General features: G+C 71.0%; 9 protein-coding genes and 1 pseudogene. 5 read left to right on the forward strand and 5 right to left on the reverse strand.

Going from position 1 to position 12,336, the window contains the following annotated elements:
- Positions 1-102: 102 nt before the first annotated feature.
- Complete coding sequence (locus tag ACZ7OO_RS24140; RefSeq protein ID WP_471507495.1) at positions 103-1,335, reverse strand: NAD(P)/FAD-dependent oxidoreductase; 1,233 nt, start codon at positions 1,333-1,335, stop codon at positions 103-105.
- A 213-nt stretch (positions 1,336-1,548) separates the two neighbouring features.
- Positions 1,549-2,313 (reverse strand): class I SAM-dependent methyltransferase, encoded by a 765-nt coding sequence (locus tag ACZ7OO_RS24145; RefSeq protein ID WP_471507497.1) that lies wholly within the window; start codon positions 2,311-2,313, stop codon positions 1,549-1,551.
- A 77-nt stretch (positions 2,314-2,390) separates the two neighbouring features.
- On the opposite strand from ACZ7OO_RS24145, the gene ACZ7OO_RS24150 reads away from it, so the two are divergent.
- The 4 genes from ACZ7OO_RS24150 to ACZ7OO_RS24165 all read left to right on the forward strand — a co-directional run bounded on the left by ACZ7OO_RS24150 (position 2,391) and on the right by ACZ7OO_RS24165 (position 7,377).
- The gene (locus ACZ7OO_RS24150; RefSeq protein ID WP_471507499.1) at positions 2,391-3,224 is read left to right on the forward strand and encodes a 2-hydroxyacid dehydrogenase; all 834 of its coding nucleotides are present in this window, start codon (positions 2,391-2,393) and stop codon (positions 3,222-3,224) included.
- 507 nt (positions 3,225-3,731) lie between these two features.
- Positions 3,732-5,351 (forward strand): cytochrome bc1 complex cytochrome b subunit, encoded by a 1,620-nt coding sequence (gene qcrB / locus ACZ7OO_RS24155; RefSeq protein WP_471507501.1) that lies wholly within the window; start codon positions 3,732-3,734, stop codon positions 5,349-5,351.
- Positions 5,352-5,667: 316 nt separating this feature from the next.
- Positions 5,668-6,510, forward strand: a complete 843-nt coding sequence (locus ACZ7OO_RS24160) for an alpha/beta fold hydrolase (protein WP_471507503.1) — start codon at positions 5,668-5,670, stop codon at positions 6,508-6,510.
- A 348-nt stretch (positions 6,511-6,858) separates the two neighbouring features.
- Entirely contained in the window at positions 6,859-7,377 is a 519-nt protein-coding gene (locus ACZ7OO_RS24165; RefSeq protein ID WP_471507505.1) for a GNAT family N-acetyltransferase, read from the forward strand.
- 142 nt (positions 7,378-7,519) lie between these two features.
- Here ACZ7OO_RS24165 and ACZ7OO_RS24170 read toward each other — a convergent pair.
- From ACZ7OO_RS24170 to ACZ7OO_RS24180, 3 genes and pseudogenes are all read right to left on the reverse strand, one after another.
- Positions 7,520-7,886, reverse strand: a pseudogene (locus ACZ7OO_RS24170) (2-oxo acid dehydrogenase subunit E2).
- Between the two features lie 27 nt (positions 7,887-7,913).
- A complete protein-coding gene (aceE, locus tag ACZ7OO_RS24175) occupies positions 7,914-10,601 on the reverse strand; it encodes a pyruvate dehydrogenase (acetyl-transferring), homodimeric type (RefSeq protein WP_471507507.1) in 2,688 nt (895 codons plus the stop codon).
- Between the two features lie 111 nt (positions 10,602-10,712).
- Positions 10,713-11,453, reverse strand: coding sequence for an SDR family oxidoreductase (locus ACZ7OO_RS24180; RefSeq protein WP_471507509.1), 741 nt, complete (start codon positions 11,451-11,453; stop codon positions 10,713-10,715).
- 286 nt (positions 11,454-11,739) lie between these two features.
- On the opposite strand from ACZ7OO_RS24180, the gene ACZ7OO_RS24185 reads away from it, so the two are divergent.
- Positions 11,740-12,207 carry a cupin domain-containing protein gene (locus ACZ7OO_RS24185; protein ID WP_471507511.1) on the forward strand — a complete coding sequence of 156 codons (468 nt, stop codon included), beginning with the start codon at positions 11,740-11,742 and terminating at the stop codon, positions 12,205-12,207.
- The last annotated feature ends 129 nt before the right edge of the window (positions 12,208-12,336 follow it).

A 12,336-nucleotide genomic window follows, 5' to 3' on the forward strand; every position in this document is an offset into this window, starting at 1 on the left:
GGCCGACGTCCCGTCAGCTGACGGGGTGGGGTGGCACGGCATCGGTGGTGCCTGTGCGCGCCTGCGCCGTGACCGTCGTGCCGACTGTGCGTGCCCGTCGGATCAGGGGAGAAGGCTCTCCAGGGGAACCGCCGGATCGGAGAGGACGGCGTCGTCCGTCTCCACGCCGGACTCGATCACGGAGCGGATCGTGCCGATGACGTCCCACACGTTGACGCTCATTCCTGCCAGGACCCGGTTACCGGACATCCAGAAGGCGATGAAGCGCCGCTCGTCGCGTGCCCCGCGGAAGACGACACGGTCGTAGCCGCCCGGCTCGGCGTAGCCGGTGTACTCCATCCCGAGGTCGTACTGGTCGGTGTAGAAGTACGGCAGCCGGTCGTAGACCGCGTCCTTGCCCAGCATGCTCAGCGCGGCGGTGCGCGGCTGGTGCAGCGCGTTGGCCCAGTGCTCCACGCGCAGGTGCCGGCCGAGTCGCGGGTGGTAGGAGTTGGCCACGTCGCCGGCGGCATGGATGTCGGCCACGGACGTCCGCAGGTGCTCGTCGGTGACGATGCCGTTGCGTACCTCCAGGCCCGCCTCGTCGGCGAGACGGACGTTGGGTGTGATGCCCACCCCCACCACCACGGCGTCCGCGGGCAGGTGGCTGCCGTCGGCCAGCCGGACCCCGGTCACGCGGCCACCGGTCCCGGTGACGCGCTCGATCTGGGCGCGGGGCCGCAGGTCGACGCCGTGCTCCCGGTGCAGGCCGGCGAAGACCTCGGCCGCTTGCCGTCCCAGAACCTTGAGCAGGGGCAGTTCCGCGTGCTCGAGCACGGTCACCTCCGCCCCGGCCGTCCGGGCCGCCGCTGCCGTCTCAAGACCGATCCATCCGCCGCCGACCACCACGATCCGCGCACCCTCGGTGAAGGCGGCCTTGAGACGCTCGCTGTCGCCCACACGCCGCAGGTACAGCACGTTCTCCAGGTCCGCCCCCGGGACCGACAGACGGCGCGGTGAGGAACCGGTCGCCAGCAGCAGCTTGGCGTAGGGCACGCGACGGCCGTCGTCCAGCGTGACCTCCTTCGCCCGCCGGTCGACGGAGGTCACGCTCGTGCCCAGAAGCAGGTCGACTCCGTGTTCCCGGTACCAGCCCTCGGGGTGCACGTGGATCGACTCGCGGTCCTCCTTGCCCAGCAGGTAGCCCTTGGACAGCGGCGGTCGGATGTAGGGCCGCTCCTGCTCGTCCCCGATGACGAGGAGCGGCCCGTCGTGGCCGTGCTCGCGCAGTTCCTCCGCGGCCTTGCCGGCGGCCAGGCCGCCCCCTACGACGACAAACGTATTCTCACGCGACATGATGATCCCGGTCCCAGGTCGTGCGGCACACACCGCGAAGCGTGTGGAGCGGTCATCCATGAGACCGGGCGACGACACTCGTTGTGACACACCCGCGCCGGCACGCCGGGGGCGGCCGTCGTCGGCGTGCCCCCGGCCGTCTTCGCGCGGACGCCGACACCCCGACACACGTCACGGCCCGGCCCACCGGACCGGGACGTGTGATCCGTTGTCTCACCAGGGGGATCGGAGCGTCACCGCCAGGACGTCCGGATCGTCGTGCCCCGGCGGCGGGACGAATCCGTGCCGTGCCAGGTCGTCGATCATCCGCGAGCGCGAGGCGGGCCACATCCAGAACGTCTCGGTGTGTTCCCGCAGCACACCTTCCGCACTCCGGACCCAGTAGTCGACGCGGGTGCGGATGCGGTCACCGGCGGCCGACATCACCATGTCTCCGCCGTACGTGTGCTCGCCGACCCGCTGCTCGGGCAGGACCCGCAGGACGCTCCGGGCAGGAAGCCGGGCAGGCGGCAGCTGCACGAACAGCGAACCGCCGGGGACGAGGGCCGCGCCGATCGCGGGCCACAGCGCGCGCCGCGCGGCCGGCGGGAGACAGGCAACAGCGTTGTGGCAGACGGCCACGTCCGCGACCGCGCGCAGAGCCGCCTCGTCCAGGGTGTGCGGGTGCACGGTCACCCGCTCCCTCTGCCGCGCGGGCAGGGCGGCGAGGCGGGTCATCAAGGACGTGCGCATGGCCCGGGCCGGCTCGACGGCGTGCACGCCGACCCGGGACTCGGCCAGGCTCATCAGCGTGACCCGCCCGGTACCGGCACCGATGTCCAGGACGCCGAGACGGGCCTTCGCGACTTCCCGGCCGTAGAGGTCACGGACGAGCCTCTCGTCGTCGTCTGCCTGGAGGATGTCGTAGAACTCCGCCGTGACGGCGTAGGAGTCGGGTCGGGGCCGGGCGATCGGTGCTCTCGCTGTGACAGGGCGCATGTCCAGCAAGACAGCACGTCGGCCGTGCCTGTGACAGCGGTGACGGCGAGTCAGCTGCCTGCTCGCGCGGGGTGGCGGTGATCGTCGCGGCAGAGGTGGAGTTCTACGTCCCGCCGCTGACCCAGGACATCGACATCATCGGCAAGCCCCTCGCCCGCATGACACGTCTCCGGGTGGTTCAGGCACTCAGTTCCGGTACCGACGAACTGCGGGCGGAACTGGACCGGGTCCCGCGTGACGTGACCTTGTGCAACGCGCGAGGCGTCCCCGCCGGGAGCACGGCGGAGCTGGCCCTGACCCTGATCCTCGCCTCCCTGCGGGGAATACCGGAGTTGGTGCACGACCAGGACCGCGAGGCATGGCGGCCGCACGTCTTCCCCTCCCTGTACGAGCGGTCCGTGCTCATCGTCGGCTACGGCGCCGTCGGGTCCGCTCTGGAAGAACTCCTGGCACCCTTCGGCTGCGCCGTGACCCGCGTCGCGCGCGACGACCGGGACTCACCCCGGGGGCCGGTCCACTCCGTCACGCGCCTGCCCCGGCTCATCGCGGAGGCGGACGTGGTCGTACTGGCCACTCCGCTGACCCCCCTGACACGTCAGCTCTTCGACGTCGATCTGCTGGCTCGCATGCAGGACGGAGCACTGCTCGTCAACGTGTCCCGAGGCGCCGTTGTCGACACCGGTGCCCTGCTCAAGGAGGCACACGGGGGACGGCTGCGGGCCGCACTCGACGTGACCGACCCCGAGCCGCTCCCGCCGGGACATCCGCTCTGGGGAGCACCCGGCGTGCTGATCACCCCGCATGTCGGCGCCTTCACCCCTTCCTTGTTGCCACGTCTCGAAGAACTCGTCCGACGCCAGTTGACCCGGTTCGCCGCGGGTGAGGAGCTGGACAACGTCGTCGCACGCTGACGGGCGCCCGGTGCGGCGTGACCGAGTCCGGCGGGTCCCGCACGGTGACGTTCGGCCGACATCACGCCATACCGGTGACACGTCGACCGAACGCCTCGTGTCACACCGAAGCCGTCTCGCCGGTCATGACTACGACAGCAGTTCACGAATCCTGCCCGAACAGCACAGCCATGGACGAGTCGGCCGCGCTGTGCCACATGCGCGTTCCGCCCGCTGTGCCGAGCGGGGTCCGCAACGCCGCGGACCACCGGATCGCCACGGACGGTGCCACCGCGGGAGACGGCTCGTGCGGCGCACCGACCAGCGCCGAGCCGCTCCCGGGCCGGCACCGAACGTGGATCGGGGCTTCGTGAGCGAGGAACGCGCCGGTGCCCGGCACGGACAGCTACGGCTGCGCAGCGATCGGAAGCCCTCACACGCGCCGGTGCCGCGCTCCTGCGGAAGAGCCGGGGACCGCGGCGCCGGACGCGGCGAGCTTCGGGTGACGCAGAAACGAAGGGTGAAGAGATGGCCAACGACAGCCGGCCTGCCGAGCCGGGGCAGAGGCGCACGGGGGAGAGGCTCGCCCGGTGGTCGGACAGCCGACTGGGCCACCGCCGCCTGGCCCGTTCCGCTCGGCGCCTGGCCTTTCCGGACCACTGGTCGTTCATGCTCGGGGAGATCGCGCTCTACAGCTTCGTCATCCTGCTGCTCACCGGCGTCTACCTGAGCTGCTACTTCCACCCTTCCTCCGAACCGGTGGTGTACCAGGGCAGTTACACCCCGTTGCGGGGACAGCTGATGTCGGAGGCCTTCAACTCGACCCTGCACATCTCCTTCGACGTCCGTGGCGGTCTGCTCATCCGCCAGGCCCATCACTGGGCGGCACTGGTCTTCGTCGCCGCCGTGTTCGTGCACATGCTGCGGGTCTTCTTCACGGGCGCGTTCCGCAAGCCACGAGAGCTGAACTGGATATTCGGGTTCCTGCTGCTCGTCCTGGCCATGTTCGCCGGCCTGACCGGCTACGACCTGCCCGACGACCTTCTGTCCGGCACCGGCCTGCAGGTCGTGAACGGCACGATCCTCTCCATCCCGGTCGTCGGGACCTACCTGTCGTTCTTCCTCTTCGGCGGAGAGTTCCCCGGCCACGACCTGACCGCCCGCTTCAACACCCTCCACATCCTGGTCATCCCCGCACTGATGATCGCCCTGATCGTCGGCCACCTGGCCCTGGCCGTACGCCACCGGCACACCCAGCATCCCGGGCCGGGCCGTACCAACGGCAACGTCGTCGGCCTTCCGTTCCGGGTGTACGCCGTCAAGGCCGGCGGCTACTTCTTCCTCGTGTCCGGCGTGATCTTCTTCATGGCGGCCGTCGCGCAGATCAACCCTGTGTGGAAGTACGGGCCCTTCCGTCCCGACCAGGTTTCCGCCGACTCCCAGCCCGACTGGTACATGGGCGTCGCCGACGGCTTCCTGCGTGTCATGCCCGGCTGGGAAATCAGTTTCTGGGGCCACACCCTGGCCCTGGACAACCTCCTGCCCCTGCTGATCGGCGTGCTGCTCTTCCTGGCCATGGGCGCCTACCCCTTCATCGAGGCCTGGGTCACGGACGACGACCGCGACCAGCATCTGCTGGACCGCCCCCGCAACCGCCCGGTGCGCACCGCCCTGGGCGTGGCCTGGCTCAGCGTCTACGCGGTGGCCCTCATGGGTGCCGCCAACGACGTGATCGCCACCCGGCTGCACGTCTCTGTCAACGACGTCACCTGGACCGTGCGCATCGGTCTGTTCGTCGCACCGGTCCTGGCCTTCCTCGTCACCAAACGCCTGGCACTGGGCCTGCAGCGGCGAGACCGCGACAACGTGCTGCACGGGCGCGAGAGCGGCGTCATCAAACGTCTTCCGCACGGCGAGTACGTGGAGATCCACGAGCCGCTCAGCCAGGCGCGGCTGCACGCCCTGACCGCCCACGAGCAGTACCGGCCCCTGCGGGCCGCACCCGTACCGGACGGGGACGGCGCCATGCAAAGCCGAACCCAGCGCCTGCGCGGCAGGCTCAGCCGCGCCCTCTACGGCCCGGGTACACAGGTTCCCAAGCCCACTGCGGCCGAGTACCGGGAGATCAGCGGCCGGCACCGGTCCTGAGCGATGCCCCTCACCCGGAAACCGTCGTCACGACATGTCACGCCTTCGACGGTTCTCCGGTCACAGGGGTGAAAGGCGACACAAGGAACCGCCGGAGCAACCAGCCGACGTTGCACGGCAGTTCGCCCGGCGGGACCTCCGTCCCGCCGCCCCGAGCGGCCTTCCTCCCCGCAGCGGCGACGGTGCCGTCGGCACAGCCGCAGCGCACCTCACCCGTGCCCGAGCAGCGGGCCGTGCGGGGTCGAAGGCCAGCAGCACACCACCCGTTCCCCCTTCGGGAGCGGGATGCACCCATCCGTTCCGAAAGGCACTCCACATGAACCGCACCTCCCGCACCAGCCGGGCCCGTCTCTCCCTCACCGTGCTGGCCGGCGCCACCGTCGTCGCAGGCCTGCTCGTCACCACGGTCGCCCCCGCCTCCGCCGACAAGGACACCCCCTCACGGGGGCCCAAGCCCACCGTCGTCCTGGTCCATGGCGCGTTCGCCGACTCCACGAGCTGGAACGGCGTCATGAGAAGGCTCCGGCACGACGGTTATCCGGTGGTCGCCGTCGCCAACCCGCTGCGCTCCCTGAGCGGCGACTCCGCCTACCTCAAGGACGTTCTGGCCGGCATCGACGGTCCCGTGGTGCTGGCCGGTCACTCCTACGGCGGCTCGGTGATCAGCAATGCCGCCACCGGCAACAAGAACGTCAAGGCGCTGGTCTACCTCGCCGCCTTCCTCCCCGAGAAGGGCGAGAGCGCGGTCGACCTGTCGGGGAAGTTCCCCGGCAGCACCCTCGGCGCAGCGCTGCGCACCGTGCCGTTCACGAACGCGGACGGCTCCCAGGGCACCGACCTCTACATCCAGAACGACAAGTTCCGGCACCAGTTCGCGGCGGACGTACCCCGTGACGAGACCGATCTGATGGCCCTCACCCAGCGACCGGTCACCAACGCCGCCCTGGCCGAGGGCGCGGCCGAGCCGGCCTGGAAGACCATCCCGTCCTGGGACCTGATCGCCACGCAGGACCTCAACATCCCGCCGAAGGCCCAGGAGTTCATGGCAGAGCGAGCCGGCGCCCACACCACGGAGGTCCGGTCGTCCCACGCGGTGAGCGTCTCGCACCCCGGGAAGGTCACCGAAGTCATCGAGGACGCCGCCCGCTCGGTGCGCTGACCCTTCCGCGCAGCGCCCACGCGGCCAGGCTGTTCGGTGGTACCGACGGGGTCGCTGCCGCGGCCCCCTCGGTGTCCTGCTGCCTGGACTGTGACGGCGGCAGGACACGCGTGGGCGAACCACGCGTGGGCGAACACGGCAGGGCCATGTGTCGGCCGGCGCGGAGAACGGCGGTCCTGGTACAGGTCCAGGCCGCTCGTTCTCCGCGGCCACACCCGCTCTGGTGGCACGGTTCGTCGGCGTTGTCACACTCGACCGGTGCGGCCGGTCAGGTGTTCCCACCCCGCTCCATCGACCGCCGGTCCGCCGTGCAGGTGCTGCACCGCGCGGCCGCGCAAGGACGAACTCATGCGCCGCGAACCGCGGATCATCACGATAGGCTCCGACGACCTCGCCGCCACCGTGGCGATGCATCGTCGGTGTTCCTCGCAGACCCTGTGGAGCCGCTACCACCGGGCGATGCCCGATCCCCGGACCTACCTGCCCACACTGCTGGGCCGCCCCGGTTCGGTCCATCTGGCCGCGCGGGACACCACGGGCCGCATCGTCGCCGTGGGTCACCTGATGCCGGACCAGTCGGCCGTGGAGGCCGCGCTCCTCGTCGAGGACGCCTGGCAGGGCCGTGGCCTGGGCACCCGCATGCTGCACCACCTGGGCTACCACGCGCTCATGGGCGGCTGGGCGACGCTCTACGGCCTCGTCCTGTCCGGTGATGAACGTATGGCCGCCGTCCTGCGCCACGCGCGGGTGCCCGTGCACCGCAGGGAGGAGGGCGGCGTGGTCACCGCCTGGGTCCACGTCCGTGACCTGGCGGCCGACCCGCCCACCCGCCGACGGCGAGGTTCCCTACGCGCCGAGCACCGGTGATCGCCGAGCGTTCCCGGTCAGTCGGTTGCGGTACGGGGGGCGACAACTGCTCGCGCGGCCCGGCGTTGCGAGGCTACGCGAGGCAGCACGACGCGGCTGTCCCGCACAGCCGGTGCGGGCCGTCGCCCGCACCGGCACCTCCTCACGGCGCGGAGTGGGGGTACAGGTCGCCCTCGAACGCCGCGGACTCCAGGATCTCCCTGACCGTGGTCAGGCAGCGAGCCGCATCCGCCCCCTCCACGAGCCGGTGGTCGTACGACAGCGACAGGCGCACCAGGTCCCGGATGCCGATGAGCTCCTCAGCGGTCTCGTCCTCGGCAACCGTGATCTCCAGCAGAACGCCGGTGGCGGGGGAGGGGATCTCGGTGTCCACCTTGTCGGAGGAGACCGCCATCGGTGACGGACTCGCCGAGGGCCGGCAGGGGCACGGAAACCGTCGTGATGTCGTTCAGCTCCTCACGGCTCGGCGGGGCGCGGGGCCCCGAACCTGTCGTCCACGGCTGGGTCATTCGGGGTCGGTGGCGTCACGTCGCCGCTCACAGGTCGAGGCCGTAGCGCGCGCGGGCCTTCGCGACGGTCGCGCGGGGGACCTGCCCGGCCCGGGCCAGCCGGTCCAGGGCGGTCACCGCGATCGACTCGGCGTCCACCCGGAAGTAGCGACGCGCGTCCTCACGGGTGTCGGACAGACCGAAACCGTCGGTGCCCAGGGAGTAGTAGTCCTGTTCGACCCACTGGCTGATCTGGTCGGGAACCTGCCGCATCCAGTCGCTGACGGCCAGCACCGGCCCCGGCGCACCGGCCAGGGCCCGGGTGACGAACGGCGTGCGCTCCTCACCGCGCATCCGGGCGTCGTCGGCCCGCATCGCGTCCCGGCGCAGTTCCGTCCAGGACGTCACCGACCACACGTCGGCGTGCACGCCCCAGTCGGCGGCGAGGAGTTCCTGTGCGCCCAGCGCCCAGTGAATGGCCGTGCCGGAAGACAGCAGCTGGAGCCGGGGTCCGGCCACGGCGGGGTCGGCGGGCCGGAACCGGTAGATGCCCCGGACGATGCCCTCCTCGATGCCCGGGACCGTCGGCATGGCCGGCTGGTGCTTCGGCTCGTTGTACACGGTCAGGTAGTAGAAGACGTCCTCGGGCCGCTCGCCGTACATCCGGCGCAGACCGTCCCGGACGATCACCGCGATCTCGTAGGCGAAAGCCGGGTCGTAACTGATCGCCGCCGGATTGGTGGCGGCCAGCAGGTGCGAATGCCCGTCTCCGTGCTGCAGACCCTCACCGGTCATGGTCGTGCGCCCGGCGGTGCCGCCGACCACGAAGCCGCGGCCCATCTGGTCGCCGAGCGCCCAGAACTGGTCGCCGGTGCGCTGGAAACCGAACATGGCGTAGAAGATGTAGAAAGGGATCATCGGCTCGCCGTGCGTGGCGTACGAGGTCGCCGCAGCGGCGAACTCGGCCACGGAACCGGCCTCCGTGATGCCCTCGACGAGCAGCTGCCCGGTGGTGCTCTCCTTGTAGTGGAGCAGCTGGTCCGCGTCGACCGGGTCGTAGTTCTGGCCGAGCGGCGAGTAGATGCCGGCCGTGGGGAACATCGATTCCATGCCGAAGGTACGGGCCTCGTCGGGGATGATCGGCACCCAGCGGGCTCCGCTTCGCGGGTCGCGCATCAGGTCCTTCACCAGCCGGACCAGCGCCATCGTGGTGGCGACCTCCTGGTGGCCGGAGCCCTTCTCCAACGCCGCGAAGGGTGCGCCGGGCGGCTCCGGCAACGGCTTGGCGCTCACCCGCCGGACAGGCGCGGGACCGCCCAGGGCGGTCCGGCGCTCGCGCAGGTACCGCACCTCGGGCGAGTTCTCCCCCGGGTGCCAGTACGGGACCTCGTCGCCGGCGAGCGCGCTGTCCGGAATGGGAAGCTCCAGCAGGTCGCGCAGCACCCGGAACTGATCCATCGTGAGCTTCTTCATCTGATGGTTGGCGTTGCGGGACTCGAACGCCGGGCCCAGGGTGTGACCCTTGACCGTCTGCGCGAGGACCACCGTCGGCGCGCCCCGGTGCTCCACCGCGGCCCGGTAGGCGGCGTACACCTTCAACGGCTCATGTCCGCCCCGGGAGTTCTCGAACAGCTCGACCACCTGCGCGTCGCTCAGGGAGGCGGAGAGGGCGGACAGGGCGTCACCGGTGAAGAAGTTCTTGCGTATGTAGGCCGCGTCCCGCGCGGCCAGAGTCTGCATCTGCGCGTCGGGCACCTCGCCCAGGCGCCGAACCAGCCGGCCGGTGGTGTCCTGCCCCAGCAGCGGGTCCCAGGCCTCGCCCCACAGGGTCTTGACCACGTTCCAGCCCGCGCCGCGGAACCGTGCCTCCAGCTCCTGGACGATCTTCGAGTTGGACCGTACCGGCCCGTCCAGGCGCTGCAGATTGCAGTTGATGACGAAGGTCAGGTTGTCCAGGCCCTCGCGAGAGGCCAGTGTCAGGGCGGCCATGGACTCCGGCTCGTCCATCTCCCCGTCGCCCAGGAACGCCCACACCCGGGATGCGGAGGTGTCCTTGATGCCGCGAGCCCGCAGATAGCGGTTGAAGCGGGCCTGGTAGACGGCGCCGAGCGGGCCGAGGCCCATGGACACCGTCGGGAACTCCCACAGCCACGGCAGCCGCCGGGGGTGCGGGTAGGACGGCAGACCGTGACCGCCCGCCTCCCGCCGGAAGGCGTCCAGTTGTTCCCTGTTCAGCCGCCCTTCGAGGAACACCCGGGCGTAGATGCCCGGGGAGGCGTGCCCCTGGAGGAACAGCTGGTCGCCCGAGCCGTCACCGTCCTTGCCCCGGAAGAAGTGGTTGAACCCGATCTCGTAGAGCCAGGCCGCCGACGCGTACGTGGAGATGTGGCCGCCCAGCCCCAGCCGCGAACCGCGGGTGACCATCGCCGCGGCGTTCCACCGGTTGAGCGCGGTGATCCTGGACTCCAGCGCCAGGTCACCGTCGAACTCCGGCTGCACGGCGGCCGGTACGGTGTTGATGTAGTCCGAGGACAACAGGCCCGGCAGGGACATGCCGGACTTCGCGGCGAACTCGTGCACCCGCCGCACCAGGTACACCGCTCGCTCCGGCCCCGCGTTCCGCACGACGGCGTCGAGGGAGGCCTGCCATTCGGCGGTCTCCTCGCGGTCACGTTCGGGTAGCTGGTCGAGCTCACTGATCAGAGGGGCCTCAGTGGGCCGGGACGGATCACTCATGGCAGCCTTCCTGGCACGGCGTGGGTGTCGGCGACGCCGGCCGCGGACACGGTGTGTGCCGCGGGGCGACGGGTGGGAAGCACGGGCGGTGGCGCGTCGCCGCCGGTGCCCTCAGTGGTTCGTGAGCCACTGGGTGAACGTGTGATGGCCCAGATGGGCGTCCGGCCCGGGAAGGAGGGCTCGCTCCCCGAGCACCGCGCCGAAGAACGGGGCACGCGCGTCGGCGATCACCGGGTGGGGCCGGCCCTGGGCGGTCAGCAGCTCGGCGGTGGCGTCCTGGAGCCGGAGCTCTTCGGGCCCGGCTGCCTCCAGCACGCCGAAGAGCGGTAGGCCCACCGCGACATGGGCGAGCAGCGCGGCGACGTCGTCCGTCGAGACCGGCCGCAGCAGCAGCGGTGGCACGTGCACACCGTCGGGCCGGGTGCCGGCGGTCGCGGTGGCCGCCACGGACTCGAAGAACGGTGTGGCGCGCACCAGGGAGTACGGAACGGTGGCGCGCCGTGCCAGGTCCTCCTGCGCCGCCTTGGCCCGGAAGTAGCCCGAGCCGACCCGGTCGGCGGCCACCACCGACAGCGCCACGTAGTGCTCGACGCCGGCCGCGGTGGCGGCCTTGAGGAGGTTGCCCGTCGCGGTGGTGAAGAACTCCGTGCCGACCCCCTCGTCCCGGGAGGGCGCGTCGGTGACGTCCACGACCACGTCGGCGGCGCGCAGCGCCTGGTCGAGGCCTCGACCGGTGCTCACGTCGACCCCTTCGCTGCGGGAGACCGGCACGACCTCCACCCCGTGGTCCCGGAGCCTGGCGAAGGTCCTGGAACCGATCAGACCGGTGGCACCTGCAACGACGACTCTCATCTGGATCTCTTCCGTCGGGGGGCCGATGACCCCGCTGGGTCGGCGTGGACGTCGGTGGCGGACGTCGACGTGCCACCGTGCTCGTCACACCTAGACAGGACGGGTCCGTTACCTGTGACACCGGGCCGGGCTCCCGGGCGCCGGACTCGGCCGGCCGTCGCCCGTGTCACAGATCCGCCGGACCTCCGGTCAGAAGGGTGGAGCGGTCTTCACGACCGGACATGACCACGGTGACGGCGGACGACGGACCGCCCGGACACGGTGGAACCACGGAAGGTGCGATTCAGTGTCGGAGAACTCACAGCACGCCCACCACGGCCACGACGGACACGGTCACGGAACCGGTGGCGAGGACGGCCCGAGCTGGACCCGAGCGGCGAAGATGCTTCAGGACGCCGCCCCGATCACCGTTCCCGAGGGTGCCTCGGCGATGACCATTCACGTCCAGTGGGAGCCCGGTGACCCCGGTACCCCGCCGCACCGCCACTCCGGCCCGGCGTTCGGCTATGTCATCAAGGGTGCGGTGCGCTTCGAACTCGAGGGCGAGCCCGAGCGCGTCGTCGAGGCCGGCGGCACCTTCTGGGAGCCGGGCGGCGACGCCATCCACTACCAGGACGGCAACGCCCTCGCCGACGAGCGGACCGAGTTCGTCGTCACCATGATGTGCGCCCCCGGCAAGCCCATGCTCGAGCTGGTGGACGAGGAGGAGCTGAAGGAGCGCGCCCACCTTCGCGCCCCGCGGCCCACCGCCTGATCCGCCGGAGGGCCGGGGGGGCGGCCCCAGCGAGGAATGGAGGTCAAGCCCGCCGCGTCGCCCCCCCTACAGGAAAGAGCCGCGGGAGGGGGGGGGCGAAAACGAGGGTAAGAAACCCCCATGTTGATG

It is taken from the genome of Streptomyces sp. NPDC111744 (assembly GCF_055634995.1).